Source organism: Mycobacterium sp. GA-0227b, assembly GCF_001499855.1.
Taxonomy (GTDB): Bacteria; Actinomycetota; Actinomycetes; order Mycobacteriales; family Mycobacteriaceae; genus Mycobacterium.
The window spans coordinates 328,275-350,906 of the sequence record NZ_LQIK01000001.1 but is presented as its reverse complement, the minus strand read 5'-3'; the positions used below and the strand labels follow the sequence as shown (position 1 = coordinate 350,906).

The window sequence follows — 22,632 nt, the reverse complement described above, 5'->3', positions numbered from 1 at the left end:
CCTACTCGCCGATGCTCAGACGTCCGTGGACCGCGGCGATGGCGGCGGCCATGTCCTCACCGTTGATCTCGCTGAGCTGTTCGACGTCGAGGCTGTCGACGTCGAGCGAACGGGCCAGCCGCATGTCCCGGTTCTGTTCACCCGCCTCGACGAGCTGGCGGGCGTAACGGCCGTTGCCGGCGATGTCGAGGGCGGGTTTGCCGTTCAGCGTCCGCTGGCTCAGCAGCGTGGCGGCTTCCAGGACCCGCTTCGCCGCCTCCTCGTCCAGCGCCGAATCATTCGCCTTTGCAATGACTTTGCCGATTTCGACGATCTCGTCGGGGGTGTAGGAGTCGAACTCGATGCGGGTCGCGAAACGCGACCGAAGGCCGTCGTTGGACTCCAGTAGGCGGTCGATGTCGGCGCTGTAGCCGGCGATGATGACCACCAGGCGGTCGCGGTCGTTCTCCATCCGGGCCAGCAGCGTGTCCAGCGCCTCGGTGCCGAACGGGTCGGCGCGGCCGTCGCGTTCCTGCACCAAGGTGTAGGCCTCGTCGATGAACAGCACGCCGCCGATCGCGCGGTCGATGGTCCGGCTCGTCTTGACCGCCGACTGCCCTTCGTACTCCGCGACGAAGTCTTTGCGCGAGGACTCGACGAGTTTCGGCTCGCTGATCACCCCGAGGCCGGCGAGGATGCTGGCCACCACGCGGGCGATCGTCGTCTTCCCGGTGCCGGGCGGTCCGGCGAAGATCATGTGCTTCGACGCCTGCGCAACCTTCATGCCTCGCGCCGCGCGGATCTTGGCCATCTGTGTTGCGGCGCGGTACGCCTCGATCTGCTCCTTGACCCGGGTCAGCCCGATCTGGCGCTCCAATTCGGCCTGCGCCTCGGCCAGTAGCCGGTCACGACCGGCGGTGTCGGCCTCCACGCTCGTCGGGTCCCAAGGGTCTTTGCGAGCGGCGATCTTCTCCGCGGTGGTCGTGGTCAGCCGGTACGACGGATCACGTAGCGCTTCAGTGACTTTCGGCTCCGGATGGGTGGCCTGCAGCCATTCCAGCAGCGCCACCGCGGCCTCTTCGTTGCCCTGGCTGCGCCGGGTCATCGCCAGAAACCACGCGATCGCGGGTGCGCATGCTTCTCCTGCGGGCGAGGAGTTCGACTCGGTCAGGCGCCGCTCGGCCTCCGTGAACAGCCCGAGGTTGGCCGCGGCGACGCCGTGCGCCACACCTGCCGCGGCCGCGAGGAACTTGTCGGGCCAGCCCGCTGCCCCGCGAACCTGCTCGATCACATCGGTCCAGCGCCCGGCCGCACCGTAGACAACGGCCTTGACCCAGGCGACCAGGTGCTCGGCTCCGGCGGACGGCAGGTCCTCGAGTGCCTCCATCGCGTCGGCGTAATTGCCGACCGACGCCTCGTTCACCGCGAAACCCATCGCGATGGCCAACGGGGAGTTGACCGGGTAGGTGATGTCCCCGAACTGCCCCCCGATCGGGACCCGCGCGTTCACGCTGTTCATCGAGATTTCGGCGGAGCCGGCGAGTTGGCCGAAGTTGGCGCGGGAATACCAGGCCCGAAAAAGGGTGACCCGGTCGGTGTCTCCGCAGCGGATGCGACCCACCCAGGCGTCGCAGGCGGATTCGTCCAGAGTGGTGATCTCGGTGAAGATCTCGAACGAGCGCGCGGGCGCGCTGGGCAGCATGCCGACCGCGCTTCCGAACAGGCTGGCGAGGTGCTCAGTCATCGTCACCCGCATATCTTGTCGCGAACACCCGTGCGCGTTCGGCCCGGGCCTGTTCCGGGCTGGGCAGATCAAGATCGCGGGTCAGGAAGTCGCGGGTCGCCGCGTCGTCGTGGCCCTGTTCCCGCATTCCCTCGAGCATCATCGCGTGCTGGGCCGACTTCGCCTCTCGGGTCGCCAGGCCGGCGATGACCACGACTTCGGCAGCGAGGTCGGCTTCAGTCAGCTCGGCGGCCTTCGGCGACAGTTCGATCTGGCTGACCCGGCCGTCGAGGAACGTGCTGACGGCGACCGTGCCCGGCGGGTTGGTCACGGTGAAGACGGGGTCCGTGGTTTCGGTTTCGACGGGTTCGCCCGGCGAGTAGATCGCCAATGCGTCAAGGACCGAGTCCGTCGGATCCTCGCCGCGAATGAAGGAGTCGAACCCTTCCGGAGGCGTCTCACTCGCCATGGACGCCTTCCTCACTGTCCGCGGTCTGCTCGAACCAGGTGCCCGAGGGCAGGAATTCGATCAGCCCGTCGAGCGCCCGCTGCAGATTCTCGGTAGTCCCCGGCAGGAAGCTTCCGTACAGTTCGCCACTGACCCGTCGCGGAATCGACACGATCCGCCCGTGCTTCGAATCGAGCACCCCGGCCGCGACATCGGCCTGGGTGAAGGTGCCGCCGGGATGGCGTTCGATCGCGGTGATCTCCACCCAGCTCTCGGGCTCGGCGATGATGTCGGCATACGCGCGCGCGGAGGTCGGCGCGAGCCCATAGGCCGCGAGCTGGTTTGCTTCCCGGCATTCGGCCAATTTGCTGGCGACGCCCGTCAGGGGTTCCACGTCGGCCGCCGTCGCAGGGCCCAGCACCGTCGTCACCATGCCCGCGAGCCCGACCTGCGGGGCGATCCGCTGCAGCACCAACATGTCACCGTCACGAGCCGCGACGACATGCCGATCGCCCTTGCGGCAGACGACGAAACGCACCATCTTCCCGCCCACGTCGCGCCGCCACCATCGGGCTTCCAGCGTCCGGTCGGCCCTACTCAGGGTGTCGACCATGGCCGCCACCTCGGGGTGCGGTTGGCCGAAAACGTCGAGCACAGCCTGCTCGGTCAGGTCCCGGGCCACCTGCTCCCACACCCGGTCACGCAGATCGGGCTGCGGAATGTTGAGCCGGATTCCCAGCGCGGTCGGAAACTCCGTCAGCCCGAGCCGGTCTGCGATCACCAGCATGCCGTCGATCGTGACCTCGACGCCGACGACGTCGTCGATGTGCGTAGCGTCGGGGCTCACGGCCGATCCGCCAGAACGCAAAGGTGGGCGGTGGTGGCGCACAGGTCTTCGCCGGACATGGATCCATCGCTCCTTTACTTCTCGTCGTTGGCAGCCCGGCCGGCGGCCCGGGTGAATACCCGCACCAACCTAACCGCCAACGGAGGGCCGCGCTTCACCGATTTCGGTGCGCGAACCCATCGCCGCGAGGCTCGTCGGCCGGATCCACCACGCGTTGTCCGCCGCTTCTTTGCCGCGGTTCACGCCCGCATCGCAGTGATTCGTGTCCGCAAACCCCTTTGCCGCACGTCAGCGTACCAGCGCTTCAGGGCCGCCCATGTCACCAATTTTGCCCTCCGCCGGAGGGCACCGAGGTCCGCCATGATGCGCTGATGGCGAACGTCAAATCATCGTCAGAGAGGATAGACACCGGATACAGCAAAAATTGTCGTCGGTCTGGCCGACGTTGGCCGTGCAACGACATCACGTGCGGCTGTGGGGCTCTCCGGGGGCCGCTTCCGAGCTTTCTCGCTGTTGGTGCCGTGGCTCGAAGAGCGCTTCGACCGTCGCCGCAACCACCGCGACTGTGTTTGCTGTTACCTGGCCACGGCAGCATGCGGCACGCTCGAGAGGCCGCCTGGCTGGGTAGTTGATACTTGTGGAGGGGGCCGACGCACCGACATCCGGAGGAGATCGCAGTGACCGACCGCGATGACGCATTGCGGAAAGAACTCGGCTGGACGGGCCCCGAAAAGACCGACTACGAGCCCTCGGACCCCGACCCCGATCCGGTGACTCCCCCGCATTCGCCGGTGGCGCCGCGGCCGCCCGTCGACTATCCCGCTCCCGAGCCGCATGAAACCCGTGACGACGATCTCCCCCGCGCTGCGCCGTCGCCGGAACCTCCACCGGGATTCCAAGCGCCGGAACGGTCTGGTGTCAGCTTCCGTCAGTCGCCCTCCCGGTTCGGGCCGCCGCCAGGGTCTCCGCGCGACACCGGGCCCGTGCCCACCGGCGGCCGTCCCGATCCAGCCGCCTGGGGTCAGCCGCCGGCCACCAGGCCGACGCCGCCTCGCCCACCTCAGCGGCCGGCTCCCCCGCCGCCGCAGCAGCAGGCGCCGTTATCCGGCCAGTGGCCGGGTGGCGGATACGGTCCGGACGGTCGGCCGACGACTCCGCCGACGACCGGCTCGTATGCCGAGCGGATCAGGGCCGACGAACTGGTTCCCCCGCGCCGGGTTCCGCCCAGCCGGGGTTGGCGGTTCGTTCTGTACCGGGCCACTTTCGGACTGGTGAACCTCGGGCCGGGTCCGGACGAGATCCGGCAGGCCGAGATGGAAGCCACGATCCGGGGGCCGCTGCGGGGCCACTTCAAGATCGGTGTGATGGGCAAGGGTGGGGTCGGCAAGACGACGGTCTCGGCCAGCATCGGCTCGGTGTTCGCCGAACTGCGCCAGGACGACCGGGTGGTCGCCATCGACGCCGACACCGCATTCGGCAAGCTCGGCAGCCGAGTCGATCCCAAGGCGCAGGGCTCGTACTGGGAGCTCGCGTCCGACCAGCATCTGGAGACCTTCGCCGACGTCCGCAGCCGGGTGGGCAACAACGCCGCCGGCTTGTTCGTACTCGCCGGAGAGGCCACCCCCGCCCGCCGCCGCGTGCTCGATCCGGCCATCTACCGGGAAGCCACCTCCCGGTTGGACCGCCACTTCACGATCTCGATCATCGACTGCAGTTCGACGATGGACGCGCCGGTCACCCAGGAGGCCCTCCGCGACCTGGACGCATTGATCGTGGTGTCTTCGCCGTGGGTTGACGGCGCCGCGGCGGCGGGCCAGACGTTGGACTGGTTGGCCGCGCGGGGGCTGACGCGGCTGCTCGAGCGCACGGTCATCGTCCTCAACGACTCGGACGGGCACGCCGACAAGCGAACGCGTTCGATTCTGGCGCAACAGTTTTCGGGGCAGGGCCAGAAGGTGATCGAGGTGCCGTTCGACGGGCACCTGCGACCCGGTGGCGTCATCAACGGGACATCAGAGATGACCGCGGCGACGCGGCGTCGGTTCCTCGAGATCGCCGCCGCGCTGGCCGAGCACTTTCCGGCCAGCGACGACCGCAGTCGGGAGCGGTACTGACGTCGCCCTCTCAGGCGAGTTCGCGGACGAGCACCTCGATCGCCTCGGCGGCCGCCGCGGACACCGCCTGTTCGGCTTCGACGTGGATCACGTCGTCGTCGGACACCCCAGCGGCTTGCGCGGTTTCGGAGATCGTCAGGTTCGCACCGCGACGGGCGGCGTAGAGCCGCTGGCCGAGCGTCGGTTGCGGACCCCGCGCCGCCCGCAACATCAGCGTGTCGTACCGCGTCCGGACCGCGCTCAACGCCTTGATCAGCGGCGGGGTGACCTTGCTGATTCGTGTCGCCCGTGCGGCGACGGCCTCCAGCTGGCGCAGGTCGGCCAGGATCTTCGTCACCTTCGGTCCGAACTCCAAATCGTCCTGCGCGGGCAGCGCCGCGATCGCCGAGTCGAAGGTGCTCACGGCCGTGATCACCGCTTGCGCTATCAGCGGCACCTCGTCGGCGGGCGGGGGCGGCGGCGTACGGTCGTCGCCGTCGACCGGTTCGCCTTGGCGGATTCGCGCGATCGCGCCCGGCGGCCACTGAAGCACCTCCTCGAGCTTTGCTCGGGTGCGCTCCCGCGGCCAACTCCTGCCCTTCTCGAACGCGATCAGCGCGCCGGCGTTGATGATGCCGTCGGCGGCGAGGCTGCGCTGGCTGATGTTGAGTTCGCGACGCCGCGCCGCGGCCGCCGCACCTGCCCGGGCCATGCCGGGATCGGGCGCCTCGATCGATTGGTCGATCGACTCCGGGTGGGTCATGGCGCGGCGATCCTCATGGGCGGGCGGGGCGGAACGGCCCCGTAATCGTAGCCATCGTTACACCCGGTGCTACGGCTTGGGCTTGGCGTGGCGAAGCAAAGACGTCTCGACGCTGTGGTTCTGCAGTCGCAGAAACCTCATCAACGCTACGTTTTCGATCAAAGCGAATTCCACTCTACCTGCGTTAACGATTGCTAGGCGCATCACAAGTGCCGTTGGATTGGGATGAACTGTTGCATCGCTACGGTTTGTGCGCTACGTTTTCACCACCGCGGCAGGTTCGCCGCCGACACCGCACAAGGAGCGAGACTGATGAACACTTCGGAATGGGACGAAATCCCCGTCGGGGCTTGCACCCGGGATCCGGAGCGGTGGACCACGTCGGCCGACGAGGAGGCCAAGGCGATCTGCCGCGCTTGCCCGCGGCGTTGGCTCTGCGCCCGCGAAGCCTGCGAACTGCCGCGCGCCGAGGGCCTCTGGGCGGGAATCTTCGTGCCCGAGGCCGGACGCGGCCGGACGTTTGCTCTACGGCAGCTGAAGTCGTTGGCGGAACGCAACGGTTATCCGGTGCGTGAGCGTCGAGCGTACGCAGAGTCTGCCTGACCGTCGGCTCGTCCGCCGCCGGATCGGGGGCTCGGCGGCGGGCGGCCGACACCCGCTGTCGTACCGGAATAAGGCGCCGCAGCGGGTGGTTGACTCATGCGACGGTGCCGGGCATGCCCCGGGCCCCAATCACATCTGTCGCTGCGAGCGACCACTCGCCGAGAGGCGCAGGCGGCACCGTCCCCCTACTTCGCCAGCCGTCAGGTCTGGCTACCAGGTGTCGACAAACCGTCGGCCGGCGCGACGATGTGCGTGCGCGGTGGCCGCGGTCAGCGTGTTGATGATGACGTCGCGCGTTTCCGCCGGATCGATCACATCGTCGATCTCGAACAGCTGAGCGGCGTTGAGCGCCTTGGCATTCTCCTGCGCTACCGCCGTCGCCTGGCGGACGCGTTCCTCGCGTTCGGCGTCGTCGGCGATCGCGTCGAGCTCCTTGCGCATGCCCAACCGGACCGCGCCCTCCAGCCCCATCGGTCCCAGATGAGCACCCGGCCAGGCCACCGTGAGGACGGGCTCGTGCAGGCTCCCACCGGTCATCGCCTGGGCACCCAGGCCATATCCGCGGCGCAGTATCACCGCTATCAGCGGAACCTCCAGCGCGGCGCCCGCCACGAGCATCCGGGACGCGCGGCGCACCAGCGCCTCGGATTCGGCCGCCGGTCCCACCATGTACCCCGGACAGTCGACCAGCGAGACGACCGGCAGCCCGAACGCGTCGCACAGTTGCAGGAAGCGGGCCGCCTTGTCGGCCGCCGCGGCGGTGATCGCACCGGCCATCACGATGGTGTTGTTGGCGATGATGCCGACCGCGCGACCGTCGAGACGCGCCAACGCCGTCACCATTTCCGGAGCGAATCGGGTGCGCAGGAACGTCACCGACCCCTGGTCGGCCAGCGTCTCGATCACCGGCGCTACCTGATATGCCCGGCGGGCACGCTCGGGAACCATTGAGCGCAAACGACTTTGGTCGGCGGCCTGGGCGGGCCCGGTGGTGCCCTGGAAATATCCGAGCAACCGTTTGGTCACCGCGACCGCCTCGGCCTCGTCCGCGACGACGACGTCGACCACGCCGTTGGGCGCCTGCATGCTGATCGGTCCGACTTCGTCGGGCGGCACGTCGCCGAGTCCCCCGCCGGCGATCATCGCCGGACCGCCCATGCCGATCGACGTGCCCTCCGTCGCCACGATCAGGTCCGAGCACCCGGCGATGACGGCGTTGCCCGCGAAGCAGCGGCCGTTGACGACAGCGATCCGCGGCACCACACCCGACAGTGCCGCCCACAGCTTGAACGCGCGCGCGTCGAGCGCCGAGACGACCGGGATGTCGGTGTCGCCCGGGCGCCCGCCGCCGCCCTCGGCGAAGAACACCGTCGGCAGGCGCATCCGCTCGATCAGCTCGAAGAGCCGGTCCTTCTTGCGATGGCCCAGCGCGCCCTGCGTCCCGGCCAGCACGGTGTAGTCGTAGGACAGCACCGCGCAGGCGCTGCGGTCATTTCCGAAGAGGTGCCCGTTGATTCGTGCGGTGCCTGCGACCAGGCCGTCGGCCGGCGTGCGCGCGATCAGGTCGTCGAGGTCGCGGCGATGCCGCTGCGCAGCGATGGTGAAGCGGCCGTATTCGACGAACGACCCTTCGTCGACGAGGTCGGCGATGTTCTCCCGCGCGGTGCGGGCGTTCGCCGCATGCCTGCGCTCGACGGCCTCGGGCCGGGCCGTGTCCTCGGTGAGCTCGCGGCGCCGCAACAGTTCGGCGTGGTCGTCGCGCAGCGAGTCGTCACTCACGGCGTCCGATGCTAATCACCACCACCCGGGAGTTATCCACAGGCCGTGCGCTCGCACGCCCGGACTGTCGGCCGCCGCGCTTAGCGTGCGGGCATGACGAACTGGATAAACACAGTGAGCCGCGACCACGTCGAACTCGGCGTCCGTGGCCGCTTCACGCAGGCAAACCACGGCAAGCCGACCATGTTGCGAAAGATGACGCGCGGGGACTGGATCGTCTTCTATTCCCCGCGCACGGTGTATCCCGACGGTCCGCCACTGCAGGCGTTCACCGCAATCGGACAGATCGCCGACGACGAGCCCTACCAGGATCGGGTGTCGCCCGACTTCGAACCGTGGCGGCGCAACGTCGATTTCCTCGACTGCGCCGAAACGCCGATCCGCCCGCTCATCGAGCAGCTGAAGTTCATCGAGGACAAGACCCACTGGGGATACAAGTTTCGGTTCGGGGTGTTCAGGATCGACGACGATGACCTGGAGGTAATCCGTTCGGCGATGATCGGCCGGGGTTGAGGCCTACTGTGTCCAGGTGAGCAACACCGAGCCTGCACCGGCCGAAGTCGCCTGCGCGGCATCGCCGTTCGCCGGCGTCCTGCATCCGCGGGAAGTGCCGTTGGGCGGGCCGCGGGCCATCAGGGTGCGACGGACGCTGCCGCAGCGGGAGCGATCGCTGATCGGGGCGTGGTGCTTCGTCGACCATTACGGTCCGCACGATGTGCGCACCGGCGGAGGGATGGACGTTCCACCGCACCCGCACACCGGACTGCAAACAGTCAGCTGGTTGTTCAGCGGGGAGGTCGAGCATCGCGACAGCGCGGGCGTGCACGCGATGGTGCGGCCCGGTGAGCTCAACCTGATGACGGCCGGCGCCGGCATCGCTCACTCCGAGGTGTCGGTCTCCTCCACCCGGTCGGCCGCCACGCTGTTGCACGGTGTGCAGTTGTGGGTGGCGCTGCCCGACGAGGCGCGCGACACCGCTCGCGATTTCGCGCACTTCGTGCCGACGCCCCACACGCTCGGCGGTGCAACGCTGCGGGTCTTCCTCGGCGAGCTCGCGGGCCAGCACTCGCCCGTGCACACATTCACGCCGCTGCTCGGTGCGCAGGTCGACCTGGACCCCGGCGCGAACCTGACGCTGGCGGTGAACCCGGACTTCGAACACGGTGTGCTGCTCGACCACGGCGCGATATCGGTCGCCGGTGCGGCGCTCAACGTCGCCGACCTCGCTTTCCAGGGCGCCGGCAACGACCGGTTGAGCGTGGCCAATGCCGGATCGGGTCCGGCCCGGTTCCTGCTGCTGGGTGGTCCACCGTTTCCCGAAGAGCTGGTGATGTGGTGGAACTTCGTCGGTCGCAACCACGACGACATCGCGACATACCGCAGGCAATGGGAGGCGGGCGATGACCGGTTCGGCGCGGTGCACGGTTACCGCGGGACGGTCGCGCGCCTACCCGCTCCTCCCCTGCCCAACGTGACGTTGCGTCCGCGGCCCAACCCGGGGGTATAGAAGAACCATGACGACCGACAAGACCGGCGCGCCCACCGCAGTCACCGCCGAATCCGACCGATACACCATCTCCGTCGAGGGCAAGAGGGTGGGTCTGACCGAGTTCATCGACCACGATGGCCAGCGCATCTTCCCCCACACCGAGGTGGACGGCGAGTTCGAGGGACGCGGCTTGGCCACCATCCTGATCGGCGAGGCGCTGCAAGACACCCGCGACGCCGGGCAACGCATCGTCGCGGTGTGCCCGATGGTGGCCGCCTACCTCGACAAGCACCAGGAGTTCGCCGACATCGTCGATCCGGTGACGCGGGACGTCAAGCGCTGGCTGGCGAATCGCTGAAGCCGCCAGCCGCGAAGCGCCAAAACTCAAGCGAGACAAGAAAACACCCCGCGAGACCTTCGCGGGGTGTTTCCGTGCGGTTCAACGGTCAGCTGAGGCCGACGACCTCCTGGGCAATGTCGGCCAGGCGCGTCTGCGCCGCCGACACCAGCCGCTGCCGGTTCTTGTGCATCTCCTCATAGGCGATGATCGTGCGGATGTCGCTCGGATCGTCGAGGTCCTTGACCGCGGCCACGGCATCGTTGAGGTTGAGGTCCTCATACCCGGCGATCGGAAGCTCTTCGGCGTCGACGACGCCGCCTTCCGCGCGTGCCTTGTGCAGCGCGTCGGCCGCCTCATTGGCGCCCTCACGGCGGACGACCTCCTCGGCTCGCTTCAGTGCCCCGTCACGCGAGGCGCCGAGCGCCTTGAGCGTGATCTCGCTGGCGCGCTGGGCACGTTGACGGAGGTCGTCGACGGCCGGACCCGCCGAGCGCAGCAGCTCGGCGATGCGCTCGACCGACTGCGCCGACCACTGCCCGGGCAGGTTGACGATCCTCACCGCGGTGCCCGCGGCGGCCTGCAGCGGGGTGCGCTGCAGCGCCGCCGGACCACCGAGCGCGTCCTCGGCCAGCACGGTGGTCAGCCAGTTGACCGTCGCCGAGTGCGCGGTGATCAGCCGGTCGGCCAGCTCTTGAACATCCGGCTTCTTGGCCGCGACGGCCAGGGCCTTGATGTAGCGGGCGCGGTCCAGCAGCTGATCCTCCAGCGCCAGATCCCCCAGCAGTGCCTCGTCGAACGGTTGCGCCTGCTCGGTCAGCGCCTTCACGGCCGCGGCGGCGCGGCCCAGGAACGGGCCGATCGTGTCGGGAAAGCCGCCGAGATCGCGGATCGCCTTCTCGATCGCCTCGGCGCGGATGCGTCCGTTCTCGGCGTTCTCGGTCAGCTCGCGCCGGACCGCCTCAGTCCTGGCCTGCGCGATCCGGGTTTCGGCGACCTGGATCTCGGTGTGGGTGAGGTCGAGAATCGTGCGCAACTGCGTCAGCAGTGTGGTTTCAGTGGTGGTGGTCATTGATATAGCCCCTCAAGCGTTGACGGATTGGGTCGGCGCTGGGCTGCACCTGGTCCGTTGGCTACCCGGCGTGTGGGGGCAGACGAACACGTCTCCGATGTGAGATGGATCGCAATCGCGTCAGCGCGGCTGCAGGATGATCACCGGGATCTCGCGAGCGGCCCAGGACTGGTAGGTGTCGAAATCGGCGTACGCCTCGACCAGCTTCGGCCACAGCCGGGCCCGCTGCTCAGGGGTGGCGGTCAGCGCGCGCACCGGTCGCCGCTCCGAGCCGATCTCGATGTGGGCCTCCGGGTTGGCCACGAGGTTGCGGTACCACTGCGGGTCCGTGTCGCGGCCACCCTGCGAGGCGACGACGATCACGTCATCTCCATCGTGGATGTACACCAGCGGGGACACCAGCCGCTTGCCGGACTTACGGCCGATGTGCTCGAGCAGCAGGGTCGGCACCGGCTTCTTGAACCCGGCCCCCACGCGCCAGTTCGCGCCGATCTTTCCTCCGGAGCGGCGATACACCCAAACATGCGCCTTGCCCGCGTACTTCATGATCTTGGAGACGACGGGCGAGTTCAGCTGCTTGGGCTTGTTGTTCGGGTCCATGCGCTCAACCTAGATACTGCGCCGTGCTGCCGCCCAGCGGCATGGCCGGCATCCCGAGCTTGCGATGGTCCCAGCTGCGGGTCCGGATCGGTGCCACCCGTACACAGATCCGGTTGTTCATCATCTGGTCGACGAACGGGCGCATCTCATCGGAGTACGGTCCGGTGTAGCGCTCCCAGACGCTGATGCCAACGCGCAGTGCGGTTTCCGGGTCATCGACGATCTCGGCCCGGCCGTCGATCGAGACGCCGCGCAGGGTGTCGTAGGTGTGGCCGTCCTCGATCATCACGGTCACCGTCGGGTTGCGACGCAGGTTCACCGCCTTCTGCGACTTGGCCTTCGTCTCGAACCAGATCTCGCCGTCGAGCACGGCGTACCACATCGCGACCAGGTGCGGCCGCCCGTCGGGCAGCACGGTCGCCATCGTGGCGGTGCGGCTGCGTTCGATGAATTCGCCGATCTCGTCGTCGGACATGACGATCTTCGCGCGCTCGTTCTTGCCCACGATCGAAATACTGTCAGGTCGCGGGAGCGGCCACCGTCACGGGGATGCCGTATCAGCTACTCATCAACATGATGTACTGCGCGGCGGTCATCTGCTGCGTGGCCAGCAGGGTCGGAGCGCTCGTCTCGATCGCGTACCGGTCGGCCGTCGCCAGGCAGTAGAAGGTCTCGTCGGTCATCCGCAGGCAGCGGCTGCCGGGCATGTTCGGCACCGGGTTGGCGGGCTGTGCGATCGGTGACACCTCAGCGAAGAACTCATCGACGACGCCCTCGGCGCCGTCGGCGTCCTCGGCCCGGTAGACGCTGGAGCCGGCCATCGCGACGAGGTCAACTCCGGTGTCGGAGAACAGCTTCGCCGAGCGCACGGGGTCGGATTGGAAGTGCAGGGCGCCGCGCCGTTCGTAAGTCGTGTTCTTGGTGAACGTCAGATCCCGGCCGTCGAGCGGGATCGTCCGGGCCAGCAGCCCGGTGGGATCGATCGAGATGTCGGCGAGCTCGCTCAAGTCCGTGGCGCGGAAGTCGTCGATCGCCGGCGTTTGCAGCTCGATGCTTTTCGCCACCAGCTTGGCCGCGGCGTCGACGCCGGCGGTTGCCTGCGCCTGCTGCATCAAGACGTACGGGCCGTGCGCGGTGAACGAGCGCACCGCGCCGAACGACCCGATCGTCCGATCACTCGCGGTGTAACTGGTCGCCCGCGCCTCCGGATGTCCCGGGATCTCCAGTGTCGCCGGTCCGTCGGCACCTTGCTGCTGCGCCGCCGCCTCGCCCAGGTCGGTGGCCGCGGCTGCCGCAGCGTCGTCGTCGGCGAAGCGCAGCACCGCATTGAGCAACACCCGGCGCTTCTTCTCGGTGCGCACCGTGGCGAAGCCGGTGACGAAGTCGTGCCGGGCCGCCGCCCCGGCGAGGTTCATCGGGCCGATCAGCGCGAGAGCCTCCGCGCGCGGCAGCACCACCGCGCCGAAGCCGAATCCGTCCTTCAATGCGGAATCGACTTCCCACGGTCCGACGACATAATCGGCGAGCCGCTGGCCCTCGAGCACCGCACCCAGCATCGGGTCACCGGCGACGCCCAGCGGTTGCCTCGGTGTCGTCGGGAACCGACCCGGGTCCAGCCGATCGAAATCCAGCGTGGGCCCCGACGGTCCGCCGGTGGCTTTGATCGCCGCCCCCTCGACGGTGGACGTACACGCCGTTGCGAGCAGCGCGACTACGAAAACAAGGGCGAGAATTGCGTGCCGCATTCAGGCGAAATTACCCGCCCCGGCAGAAACCGCGGTTCAGGCATGCCGGTGGGTGTCGAGGTACTTGCGTTCGGCGCCCAAACACCAAAGGCCACGACCTCTTTCGAGTTCGCGACCTTCAGCCCCTGCAGTTCGTTTTGTGTGCGGATCTCAAATGCAGGTCAGACTGCCCATCCGGCGGTTGATTCCACCGACTTTTCGCGATTTTTCCACCGACTTTATACAGGATCAGAAGACGACTTCGGTGGTGCCGCTCTGGCGTTCGCTCGGTCGCGTCTGGTGGCATCTGCGCTCCTCCTCGCAAACTATGAATCTGGCGTTTCCGCTGGCAGGGTGCATTCTGTGGCGGTTCGGTGAAATTGTGCCATTTCATTCCACCGACTTTCTCCAGCTGCGGACATGACGATGGACCGCACCTGTTAAGCGCGGTCCATCGTGCGGAGTTGCTTTTAGGTTCGTGGGGGTGTGCGGGCGGGCTCGTGGCCGAGGTCGGCGGCGAGCTGACGCATCCGCATGTCGATGGACTCGCCCCTGACCTTGGCGGGGTCGAAGTTTGCTTGGCTTTCCCGGTTGGAGGCGACGACAGCCATGGCCAGGATCAGCTTGATCATCGGGTCGCGCCGCGGCCCGTCGGTGAGCTGCCTCAGCCCTGTCACGTGGGCGGACTTGAGGTGGCTGAACCGCTGCTCGGTCAGCGCGCGAGCTGCCTCGAAGTACACCGCGTGTTCCCAGCTCCCGGGTACCAGATCCCATTGCGCGCGTTTGAACTGATCTGGAGTGAGGGTGACCATGACGCTGGACTTGACGCAGCATCCACGTTCGTGGGCCTGCCAGGTCGGCTCCGCGACCGGGACTCCGCGACGGCCGTACTGCATGGATTCGGGTTTGAGTGGACAGGTGACGTTGCCCAGCGCCGCCGGACAGACCAGTTTGACCTTCACCACCTGCTTGCGTGAGCGACCCAAAACGGGCCTGCCGTGTCCGCTTTGTGCGTAGAAGGGCCGTGAGTTGTATCCCATGAGGTAGGGCAGGATGCGCCGCAACCGCTTGTCGTGGAGGCGGAACTGATCGTTGCTCAGGAGGTGTTCCATCTTCGGTGCGCTGTGGCCTTTGATTTTCGCCAGGACTGCGGGGCAGAAGAACGCCCCGGCCCATTGGAGAGCGCCTGGCTCTGGCTCGGAGGCGGGCGCTCCGGCAGGTTTCGTTGAGGGGCATTCGATCCCCCAGCCCTTGGGGAACCGTCCGACGTAGTTGTAGCGGCGTTCGAGCAGGATGTCGGCAGTTTTGTCCTTCGTGTTGTAGGCCATGTCAGATGTCATGAACGGCCATTTGGCACGAAGACTTTCAGAACGTCCGGTCAGACCGTTGGCCTCGGCTTGTTCAAGCGCATCGGCCATGCCTTCCGGGCTTCCTGAAGTTCCGTAGTGGATGGCGATGCCGACGAAGACCGGGGCCACGGCGTGCATCGCAGTGGGCTTGCCGATGCGGGTCAGCGCGGTCATTTCCAGAGTCATCCCCGCATAGGTGATCTGGCGAGTCGTGCCTGTGCCGTCGCCGGCCGCAGACTTGCGGTCGCGCACGTGGTAGTTCGCACTCGGTACGGCGCCGCGCATCTTGTCGTCGGCGACGCCGATCGTGCCGTCCTGTTTGGCGACGAGGTAGAGGGTTCCGTCGACGACGAGGTCTCCCCGGCAGCCTTCGGGGTTCTTGACCTCTACGGACGCCGCGACGAGCCGGTTGATGGCCAGGTGCAGAAGTCGTGCGGCGCGTTCGGCATGGTCGCGTTGTTCGTCGGTGCGTTTTTCGAGGCGGGCGTGATATTGCGCGTTGGTAATGCGCCGGGCTGGCAGGTCAGCCCAGGAATCGAAAGGCCTGAGTCTGCGTGCCCACCAGGCGGTGAAGCGCTTGTACTCGGCGTGGTGTTGTCGCCAGATCCGCGAGCAATCCTGGTCGTGCATGCCGACTGCGGTGAGTTGGGCCGCGGTGAGCTCCGTCATCGTCTGCAGGAGGCCCGTCAGTGTGGGGGGACGTTTCATAATGACCCTGATCAGCAGCGAGACCAGAACTGCGGTGGTCGTATAGGCGATGCCTTGTCGACGTCGCCCGGCCGCCTCACGACGATGCTGGTGTTGATCGTCGATGAGTTCGGCTACCCCAGATTCCCACACCAAGTGGCGAGCGTAGTTGAAGAGGTCGTCGGCAATGATGCACTCCGGTTTGCGTGCGGCGATCATCGCAGGCTCTCCTGCTGAATGGTGATAGCGTGCCGGATTTTGAAGTGCGGCAATTCCTTTCGTAGATCACTCAATACCCTCAGGTCCGCAACATCCGCTAACTGCAACAGCATCGCTGTGGGTATGCGCCGTTCGGCCATATCAAGAATCCACCGGTTGCGCAGCGCCGCCGCCCTAACGGGTGGATATCCCTTGTTCGTCAGCTTTTCGCTGATGCGGTTCACGATATTGCGTTCAGCGAACTCGGCGTTGGGGGCCAACACCAGGCCGTCACCGACTCGGGCCGCCAATTCGATGAGCCGGGAGTTGATGCCGGGTTCTAGGACCGGTACCTGCCGTGCACCGCCGGCGGCGTTGGGCAGCGCGACGACGCAGATCGCTCGGCCATGTGAGCGCACCGTGGTGATCGCCGTTCCTCGCAGGACCTTGAAGTCGGCCGCGCGGGCACCGACGCCGTAGCTCAGATCCGCCAACGCCAGCGCTCGCATCCCCAGCGGAGTGGGCAGTTCCCAGACGACCCTATAGAAAGAGCGGATCTCGTCGTAGCTGGCCGCCTTCCGCTTCGTCCGCGCCACCGGCGTTACCCGCTCTGGCGGGTACTCCCGAGGATGGAACAAGCGTCCCGCGGTATAGAGGACGTGACGGACTTGCCGATGACCTCGGGGGCTCTGCGCTCCGGTGACCTCCAGTCGCTCGTCGACAGGTCCGCGTTTGAGAGCTCTCTTGGCGTCGACGACGCCACCGACGGCGGCCCAGGCCAGATGCCTGGCCACCTCTGCACAAGCCTTCCTGTCGGTCGCTGCGGTGGTGAACTCAGTCATGCACTGGACCTTCGCCGCCTCCAGAACCGCTTCCCTGGCGACCTCGGGGTCCGGGTAGCGGATCGTGATAGCGGTAAGCATGGCCATACGCTCTTCGAGATCGGGACCCGGCTCCGGCACCGGTGTCAGGGCGGCGCGTTGCATGAACGCCGAAGCCGCCTCCAGGAGCGGCTCGGGCGGTGCCTCGTCAGGAACAGTCACCGACGCATCGGCCGCGGTGAACCCCTTGAATCGGGCCATCAGCAACCACCACCGATCACGCGGCGTGGTTGGTTGACAATCGTGCGTAGGCACGCTGAAATGAACACAGTCCTCCTTGGAGGTTTAGAAGAGCGTCGCAACTCTTTGTTCGTCTGGAAGCCGGGTTGGCGCCCGGCTTTCGGCATTTCTGGGCGGCATATGCCGCGGGGAGTGCCGTTACCGCAGTCAGCTAGGTGTTCGGTGCACCTCCCGAACTCGGCGCGTGTGCAACGGGATTCAGTGGATTCTCGATAGACTCATGGCGATCGATTCCGTGCTGGCTCAGCGCCAGTTTCAGGAGTTCACCGCCAGCCTGCGACAACGTAATGTCGGCGGAATCCGCATACGTGTAGACGGCTTCAGCGATTGCCGGTGGCAAGCTGAACTCGACTCGCACCCGTGAAAGGCGCCCGTTCCGTGGCCTGGCCATCGCAGCTCCCATCGAGTCCCGGAGATTTGTCGAGAGATTCCCGGCCGTAGATTAACCGACCCATCACGCTGAATACGTTGCCGTTGGGGGCTTCTCGCAGTAGTTGGTGTCAAAGTTCACCGTATGTGGTGAACTTCGAAGGCTAGGCGCCTCGGCGGCGAAGATGGTCCCTGTTCAGATCATGGTTCCACTCGATGTGCGCGCTCTGTGCGCATACTCGTTGCTGAAGAACATATTTCGACCTCCTGAGAGGAAACAATGCCTTAGGGTTGATCGGACTCGCGACCGCCGTTAGCTCCTGCGCACGGGACTCGACAATGCAGATCAAAACATCCAGCCACAGCTTCGGAGAACTCTTCGCAAACAGCATTCTGCGCGCGTGTCGCCGGCGCTGACGCATCGACAGCGGCGAGAGCCAGGACGGGACACGGGAGATGCAGCTTCGCTCGTCGCCAAATCCGATGGTTCCGCTCAATCATCAACCACGGCAACGGAGTCCGGTTCGCCGGCGATCCGTCTTACAGTCTCCTGCTGCACTACGGTCAGCATGTCCTCGGTATAGCCATCGATCACGAGAGCCCACCACACCGTTCTCACGTTGGGACAGCGAGGACAACATCGGGGGCTGACGACGCCGAACTTGCCCATGCGCGGTGGGTAGTCCCATCCGAGATCAAACGCATCGCTCGGAGTCAGGATCTCCTCAACCCCGCACACTTCGCAGATATGCCGCCACTGTCGTTCGGTGTCCGTCATGCGCGCCAGTCTCGCCTGCAGCGGTGACAGGTATGCGAGACGGGCGAGGAGCGCCTCGGCACCACACCACAAGGGGTCGACCAGGCCGCGCCCACCGCCGGGCGGCTATGGGCCGTGCTGGTCTCAAGCCGGCCGCGGCGCGCCGGGATCAGTGAGAATGCCGCCGCCCGGGATCACGGTGATCGGCGACCTTTTCCACGCCGGCAAGCGCGGTCAGATCACCGTGCAGGTGCAGTGGGACTGGGTTGGCCGCCCCGGGCGCACGATGACGGTCAAGGGCATCGAGGACGTCCCCGTCCACGACTAGGACGCCATAGTGGCCAGGTCGTGCATAGGGCTTGTGACGAGCGCTTCGATCAGGTCGACCAGCACCGCACCGATGGCGGGCAGGACATCGGTGTGGCCGGTGAACATCGCGACGATGCACACCGCCAGCCAGGACGCGACGATGACGACTACCGTGATCAGCAGATGCTTGAGCGCGGTCAGTAGATGAGAAGACATGCCTCCCCCTCACAGGGGTTGAAAGCGACGAGACAGCCGTGGCCGTCCCACCGCGACCCGACTGGCCCCGGCATAACTTCCTGTGAGTCAGAGCATGTCTTACAGGTACGAAGTGCATCAATGCTGGTCAGGGGCATGATCAAAACCCCGTTGCATTGTGTGCCTGATAGGCACACAATGATTGGCATGGCTACGAAGACGGAGCGGTTCGCGGTGCGCTTGACTGCTGAGCAGGACGCGCTGATTCGTCGTGCCGCCGAGGTGGAGGGGACCGATCTGACCAACTTCACGGTTACTGCGACTCTGGCTCATGCCCGCGAGGTGCTCGCCGATCGGCGGCTGTTCATGCTCGATGCGTCAGCCTGGTCGGAGTTCGTGGCGGTACTGGACCGCCCGGTGTCGCAGAAGCCGCGGCTGGAGAAGCTGTTCACGGAGCCCTCGATCTTCGACGAGTGAGCGGCTACAGCGCGCCCCGGCCGATTAGCGAGCACGATGTGGTCGCCGACTTCGACAGCGGCGAGGCCAGCCTGGATGAGTACCTGCGGGGACGCGCCCTGGCCAACCACGTCGAGGGTGCCTCCCGGTGCTTCGTGACGTGCCGGGACGGACGTGTCGTCGGGTTCTACGCGCTGGCCTCGGCGGCGGTGGAGCGCGCCGGCACACCCGGGCGGGTGCGACGCAACATGCCCGACCCGGTGCCGGTGATCCTGTTGTCACGGCTGGCGATCGACCGCAAAGAACAAGGCCAGGGTCTGGGCGCTGCACTGCTGCGCGACGCGATCACCCGCGCGGTGGCCGCCGCGGAGATCATCGGCGTGCGGGCACTGCTGGTACACGCGCTGGACGAGCAGGCGCGAGCGTTCTACGCGCACTTCGATTTCGAGCCCTCACCGACCGACCCGCTGCACCTGCTGCTGTTGATCAAAGACGCCCGCGCCCTGCTCGACCCGCCGCAGAAGTGACTGGCTGATGCCCGACGACATGGAGAACGCACCCGAGGACCGGCGGTGGCGATCAGCAGCGACCTTCCAGGGATTTCTCGACCACATGGAGGAGTTCTGGCATTCACCGCAGGGCCAGCAGCTTCAGGCCGATCAACAGGCCGCCGAGGCCGACCTGCAAGCGTGGCTGGCCGATCAGCCAGGGGTCCTCGTGGGCCGCCACGGCGGGCAGGTGCCCGAGCAGTGGGAAGGCCAGGTCGACGGGCACAGCTTCTACTTCCGCGAACGGGGCGGGGATTGGGACATCGAACTGGACCTGCACGAGCAGCAGCCCGGCATCACCAGGGGACACCTCATCGCCACCGGCACAATCACCGCCCCCGGATATGGGCAGAGCCCCCGGGAGCGGGCGGCGTTCATCGTCACCACCATCCGCAACCATCTGCGCCACACGCGGACCGCCGAGGCCACCGCCAGCTCGGATTTCGCCTACCGGGTCGAGTGGTCGCCGGCGGACAACGAGTTCGTGGGCCGGGTCGCCGAGTTCCCCGCGCTGTCCTGGCTGGCACCCACCGAGGACGAGGCGCTGCGCGGCATCATCAAGGTCGTCGAGCAGATCGCGGCCGATGACCCCGACACCGGCGGTCGGGGACTCCGATGACCGCGGAGAACGGCGTCGACACGGAATTGCTGGGACAGTCGGCGTTCCACAAGCTCACGCATGGTTTCGCGATCCGCGACCGGCTGCGCGATGTGCTGGCCGAGCAGCAGGCGATCGAGCGGCATTACCTCCGGCGCGACAACAGCAGTGAGTACAGCTCGCGCACGGCCTGGGCGGAGTGGGTGCTGGACTCAGATCTCGACTACACCGAGGCAGCGCTGCTCCTGGGGGATTTCATTCACAACCTGCGCGCTGCGCTGGATCACGCCGTGTGGGCGATCACCCCGGCGCACATTCAGGAGAAGAGACCGACCGAGGTGGCGTTCGGGCTGCGCTCGACCGAGCAGAGCTACGCGAAGTGGGCGAAGGCTCGCCGTGACTGGTACGGGCCGGAGGTGTTCGAGGTGTTCAAGAGCAGTCAGCCGTTCAACGCCGTGGGTACCGGCACGCTGCATCCGCTGCACATCCTGCAGTTCCTGTCGAACACCGACAAGCACCAGCTGCTCAACATCGTGGCCAACACCCAGGTCGACCTGGGCGGTGTCACTGTTGATCCGGAGCCACCCGGCGGCGTGGTCTCCACGGTCAACCAAGGTGTCGTCTGCAAGGGATCGGTCCTGGCCCGGGTCGAGTTCGCCAGACCCACCCAGCCAGGGAAAACAGAGGTGACGCTGAAGCCGGTCTTTGCGTTCGAACAGGTCTTTCGGTATGTCGACCAAGATGGCGCACAGCAATGGCTGGTCGTCGGCGACGCGTTGAATGAGATCGGCCCGGATGCCGTCGAGGCCGTCACCTCCCTGCTCTCTGCGCACAAGCGAGACCACGATAACCGCTGACTCGTTTCGAGTTACACGGTCCGGGCGCAGCTTTCTTCGTCACTCTCGGCGTGACGGGTGGCAACGGCCTAACGCCATCTGGCGCGAATGTTGAGTTTCTTAACGCTCCGAAGGGCCGAGTATGGCCGCAGCCAGATCCACTGATTCTCGAAGTTTGCCGAACCTAGACCAGTTACCGGTGTAGTGCCCGAACTGTCCTGCGACAACTCCGATGGACACCTTTGCTTTTCGTGCGAACGACTCGGCGTCTGCCTTCGTTTGTAGGAGGGCGAGTTCGCATCGCTGCCGGTCGTTGAAGAACGTGTCGGACGCGAATGCGTCGGCTGCGGTTTCTTGTTGGTCTGCATCGTCATCGACGCGCTTGGAACGTTCGAAGTGTAGAAACGTCACCCTTTTGGGATGTAAGAGCACGTGAGCGACCTCATGGACGAGGGTGAACCAAAAGGCGTCGACAAATCTGTATCGGCCGGTGAGCGCAATGATTGGATGCGATGGCGTATGCCACCAGGTAGCACCAGAGATGCGCGTTTCGTCGATCTCAGGAACAAAGACCAGCAATACCCCGGCGCTCAACAGCATGGCTCGGGCCGCTCGAAAACCTTCCCCCACAGGTAGTCGACTCAGTGCCGGCAGTTGATGCGCGGCGGCCCTCAGCGCACTGGCGTCGTAGTCTGCTGCGCCGCCGAGCAGCGTGTCAGCTTGGACTTCGGCGAGGCGTCGCCATAACGCCGTGGCGTAGGGGTCGACACTAAATTTCTGGCTTCGCCGATAATTGACCTGCGGCGCAAGAAATATGCGATCGAACGACTTCTCGTCGGCAACCCGGAAGAACCGCAACAATGCTTCGACTCGTGCGGAGGCCGGAGCGGAGAAGTCGACGACGCGATACTCCTGCAGGGCCTGCCTCGGAAATTTCGCAACCCAGTGCTGCATTCCTGCCAGCGTCGAGGCCGAGGTTCGGCGCACCTTGTCGGCCTGCCAGGTGGCGTCCATCTGAAGCAGCATTTCAGCGGGGATGTCGAGGACGCGCTCCAAGGCAACGGCGATATCAGGAGACAAAGGCACGTGTCCTTTGATCAGCTGATTGAAGTGCTTAGTGCTGATGTTGGTTCGAGCTGCGACGTCTGCCTGGGAGTACTCGAGCGCGTCGAGTTCGGCCTGAATCAGCGTGCCAGGCGCGACGGCCCAATCCGCCTCGAGGCGGTTGGCCACGTAGCGGAGCGTGGAATCCGAGTGCGAGTCTGCCATCAGCCAGCGTGTCGCAGCAGACTGGTTCCAGCGGCGTGGACGTCGTCAACGCGTAGCGCTGCCTGCGTCGACATCCCTGTCCAGTAATTAACCGGGTCTCCTCGAAGTACGTTCCCGGCCTTGGTCAGGACTACGGCATGCATCGCTGCCTCCTTGTGTTCGACGATGATGCGGCCCACTGCCACATCGATGGGCTGGACGTGCACACTGCGTAGCCGGCTCACCGAGCGCAGGTCGGCGGCGTGCCCCACGACTGACAGCAGAAGCCGTACGGCGTCGGCTGAGGCGGGGCATGCCCGGGTTAGCAGATCCCCAGACGTGCAGATGCGCCGCAGATCGGGTGACATCCAGGCCAGAAAAATGTTATTACCTTTCAGGTAATGGATACTTTCTGTATGATCGATTACCAGATGCACCAAGACTACCTCGGTGCATAGCTGCATCGTCGACGTGGCGCGCATCGCGAGCCCAATAGGAAGGATC

General features: G+C 66.3%; 25 protein-coding genes and 1 pseudogene. 11 read left to right on the top strand and 15 right to left on the bottom strand.

What is annotated here, in order from left to right; translation table 11 throughout:
* Position 1 precedes the first annotated feature (1 nt).
* Genes eccA through AU185_RS01645 form a run of 3 tightly spaced genes read right to left on the bottom strand, consistent with a single transcriptional unit; the run spans position 2 to position 2,937 of the window.
* Positions 2–1,723 (bottom strand): type VII secretion AAA-ATPase EccA, encoded by a 1,722-nt coding sequence (eccA, locus tag AU185_RS01655; protein ID WP_059100778.1) that lies wholly within the window; start codon positions 1,721–1,723, stop codon positions 2–4.
* Positions 1,716–2,171, bottom strand: a complete 456-nt coding sequence (locus AU185_RS01650; protein WP_082683686.1) for a secretion protein EspD — start codon at positions 2,169–2,171, stop codon at positions 1,716–1,718. Before AU185_RS01650 ends, eccA begins: the two co-directional genes overlap by 8 nt.
* The gene (locus AU185_RS01645; protein ID WP_172800139.1) at positions 2,161–2,937 is read right to left on the bottom strand and encodes an ESX secretion-associated protein EspG; all 777 of its coding nucleotides are present in this window, start codon (positions 2,935–2,937) and stop codon (positions 2,161–2,163) included. The genes AU185_RS01650 and AU185_RS01645 overlap by 11 nt, the downstream gene beginning before the upstream one ends.
* A 737-nt stretch (positions 2,938–3,674) precedes the next feature.
* On the opposite strand from AU185_RS01645, the gene AU185_RS01640 reads away from it, so the two are divergent.
* Positions 3,675–5,111 (top strand): MinD/ParA family ATP-binding protein, encoded by a 1,437-nt coding sequence (locus tag AU185_RS01640; RefSeq protein ID WP_059100568.1) that lies wholly within the window; start codon positions 3,675–3,677, stop codon positions 5,109–5,111.
* 10 nt (positions 5,112–5,121) lie between these two features.
* Here AU185_RS01640 and AU185_RS01635 read toward each other — a convergent pair whose 3' ends face one another.
* Complete coding sequence (locus tag AU185_RS01635) at positions 5,122–5,853, bottom strand: hypothetical protein (RefSeq protein ID WP_059100567.1); 732 nt, start codon at positions 5,851–5,853, stop codon at positions 5,122–5,124.
* A 312-nt stretch (positions 5,854–6,165) separates the two neighbouring features.
* Between AU185_RS01635 and AU185_RS01630 the strand changes: the two genes are divergently transcribed.
* On the top strand, positions 6,166–6,456 hold the full coding sequence (locus tag AU185_RS01630; protein WP_059100566.1) for a WhiB family transcriptional regulator: 291 nt from the start codon (positions 6,166–6,168) through the stop codon (positions 6,454–6,456).
* Positions 6,457–6,666: 210 nt separating this feature from the next.
* Here the strand turns inward: AU185_RS01630 and AU185_RS01625 are convergent, their stop codons facing one another.
* Positions 6,667–8,235 (bottom strand): acyl-CoA carboxylase subunit beta, encoded by a 1,569-nt coding sequence (locus AU185_RS01625; RefSeq protein ID WP_059100565.1) that lies wholly within the window; start codon positions 8,233–8,235, stop codon positions 6,667–6,669.
* A 93-nt stretch (positions 8,236–8,328) separates the two neighbouring features.
* Between AU185_RS01625 and AU185_RS01620 the strand changes: the two genes are divergently transcribed.
* Genes AU185_RS01620 through AU185_RS01610 form a run of 3 tightly spaced genes read left to right on the top strand, consistent with a single transcriptional unit; the run spans position 8,329 to position 10,082 of the window.
* A complete protein-coding gene (locus AU185_RS01620) occupies positions 8,329–8,748 on the top strand; it encodes an EVE domain-containing protein (protein WP_059100564.1) in 420 nt (139 codons plus the stop codon).
* Between the two features lie 16 nt (positions 8,749–8,764).
* Positions 8,765–9,742, top strand: coding sequence for a pirin family protein (locus tag AU185_RS01615; RefSeq protein WP_059100563.1), 978 nt, complete (start codon positions 8,765–8,767; stop codon positions 9,740–9,742).
* Between the two features lie 7 nt (positions 9,743–9,749).
* The gene (locus tag AU185_RS01610) at positions 9,750–10,082 is read left to right on the top strand and encodes a GNAT family N-acetyltransferase (protein WP_059100562.1); all 333 of its coding nucleotides are present in this window, start codon (positions 9,750–9,752) and stop codon (positions 10,080–10,082) included.
* Between the two features lie 88 nt (positions 10,083–10,170).
* Here AU185_RS01610 and AU185_RS01605 read toward each other — a convergent pair whose 3' ends face one another.
* From AU185_RS01605 to AU185_RS01590, 4 genes are all read right to left on the bottom strand, one after another.
* On the bottom strand, positions 10,171–11,133 hold the full coding sequence (locus AU185_RS01605; RefSeq protein ID WP_059100561.1) for a hypothetical protein: 963 nt from the start codon (positions 11,131–11,133) through the stop codon (positions 10,171–10,173).
* 120 nt (positions 11,134–11,253) lie between these two features.
* A complete protein-coding gene (locus AU185_RS01600; protein ID WP_059100560.1) occupies positions 11,254–11,733 on the bottom strand; it encodes a nitroreductase family deazaflavin-dependent oxidoreductase in 480 nt (159 codons plus the stop codon).
* 4 nt (positions 11,734–11,737) lie between these two features.
* Positions 11,738–12,238 carry a pyridoxamine 5'-phosphate oxidase family protein gene (locus AU185_RS01595; RefSeq protein WP_059100559.1) on the bottom strand — a complete coding sequence of 167 codons (501 nt, stop codon included), beginning with the start codon at positions 12,236–12,238 and terminating at the stop codon, positions 11,738–11,740.
* 52 nt (positions 12,239–12,290) lie between these two features.
* Positions 12,291–13,478: a DUF7373 family lipoprotein gene (locus AU185_RS01590; RefSeq protein WP_059100558.1), complete on the bottom strand. Its 1,188-nt coding sequence runs from the start codon at positions 13,476–13,478 to the stop codon at positions 12,291–12,293.
* Between the two features lie 154 nt (positions 13,479–13,632).
* Between AU185_RS01590 and AU185_RS24980 the strand changes: the two genes are divergently transcribed.
* Positions 13,633–13,881 (top strand): hypothetical protein, encoded by a 249-nt coding sequence (locus AU185_RS24980; RefSeq protein ID WP_156425357.1) that lies wholly within the window; start codon positions 13,633–13,635, stop codon positions 13,879–13,881.
* A 46-nt stretch (positions 13,882–13,927) separates the two neighbouring features.
* Here the strand turns inward: AU185_RS24980 and AU185_RS01585 are convergent, their stop codons facing one another.
* From AU185_RS01585 to AU185_RS01575, 3 genes are all read right to left on the bottom strand, one after another.
* Positions 13,928–15,712, bottom strand: coding sequence for a hypothetical protein (locus tag AU185_RS01585; protein WP_059100557.1), 1,785 nt, complete (start codon positions 15,710–15,712; stop codon positions 13,928–13,930).
* Positions 15,709–16,773: a hypothetical protein gene (locus AU185_RS01580; RefSeq protein WP_059100556.1), complete on the bottom strand. Its 1,065-nt coding sequence runs from the start codon at positions 16,771–16,773 to the stop codon at positions 15,709–15,711. Before AU185_RS01580 ends, AU185_RS01585 begins: the two co-directional genes overlap by 4 nt.
* 901 nt (positions 16,774–17,674) lie before the next feature.
* Positions 17,675–17,959 carry a hypothetical protein gene (locus AU185_RS01575; protein WP_059100776.1) on the bottom strand — a complete coding sequence of 95 codons (285 nt, stop codon included), beginning with the start codon at positions 17,957–17,959 and terminating at the stop codon, positions 17,675–17,677.
* A 157-nt stretch (positions 17,960–18,116) separates the two neighbouring features.
* Between AU185_RS01575 and AU185_RS24970 the strand changes: the two genes are divergently transcribed.
* Positions 18,117–18,266, top strand: coding sequence for a hypothetical protein (locus AU185_RS24970; RefSeq protein ID WP_156425356.1), 150 nt, complete (start codon positions 18,117–18,119; stop codon positions 18,264–18,266).
* Here the strand turns inward: AU185_RS24970 and AU185_RS01570 are convergent.
* Positions 18,263–18,463: a hypothetical protein gene (locus tag AU185_RS01570; RefSeq protein ID WP_059100555.1), complete on the bottom strand. Its 201-nt coding sequence runs from the start codon at positions 18,461–18,463 to the stop codon at positions 18,263–18,265. The two genes, AU185_RS24970 and AU185_RS01570, sit on opposite strands and share 4 nt — an antisense overlap.
* A gap of 150 nt (positions 18,464–18,613) precedes the next feature.
* Between AU185_RS01570 and AU185_RS01565 the strand changes: the two are divergent.
* The 4 genes and pseudogenes from AU185_RS01565 to AU185_RS01550 all read left to right on the top strand — a co-directional run.
* Positions 18,614–18,919, top strand: a pseudogene (locus AU185_RS01565) (type II toxin-antitoxin system TacA family antitoxin); the annotation flags it as partial.
* The gene (locus AU185_RS01560; protein WP_059100553.1) at positions 18,916–19,425 is read left to right on the top strand and encodes a GNAT family N-acetyltransferase; all 510 of its coding nucleotides are present in this window, start codon (positions 18,916–18,918) and stop codon (positions 19,423–19,425) included. The pseudogene AU185_RS01565 and the gene AU185_RS01560, both read left to right, overlap by 4 nt.
* A 7-nt stretch (positions 19,426–19,432) precedes the next feature.
* The gene (locus AU185_RS01555) at positions 19,433–20,065 is read left to right on the top strand and encodes a hypothetical protein (RefSeq protein WP_059100552.1); all 633 of its coding nucleotides are present in this window, start codon (positions 19,433–19,435) and stop codon (positions 20,063–20,065) included.
* On the top strand, positions 20,062–20,901 hold the full coding sequence (locus AU185_RS01550) for a hypothetical protein (protein ID WP_059100551.1): 840 nt from the start codon (positions 20,062–20,064) through the stop codon (positions 20,899–20,901). Before AU185_RS01555 ends, AU185_RS01550 begins: the two co-directional genes overlap by 4 nt.
* 99 nt (positions 20,902–21,000) lie before the next feature.
* Here AU185_RS01550 and AU185_RS01545 read toward each other — a convergent pair whose 3' ends face one another.
* Entirely contained in the window at positions 21,001–22,113 is a 1,113-nt protein-coding gene (locus tag AU185_RS01545) for an XRE family transcriptional regulator (protein WP_172800361.1), read from the bottom strand.
* Between the two features lie 35 nt (positions 22,114–22,148).
* Positions 22,149–22,565, bottom strand: a complete 417-nt coding sequence (locus AU185_RS25280) for a hypothetical protein (RefSeq protein WP_172800360.1) — start codon at positions 22,563–22,565, stop codon at positions 22,149–22,151.
* Positions 22,566–22,632: the final 67 nt, after the last annotated feature.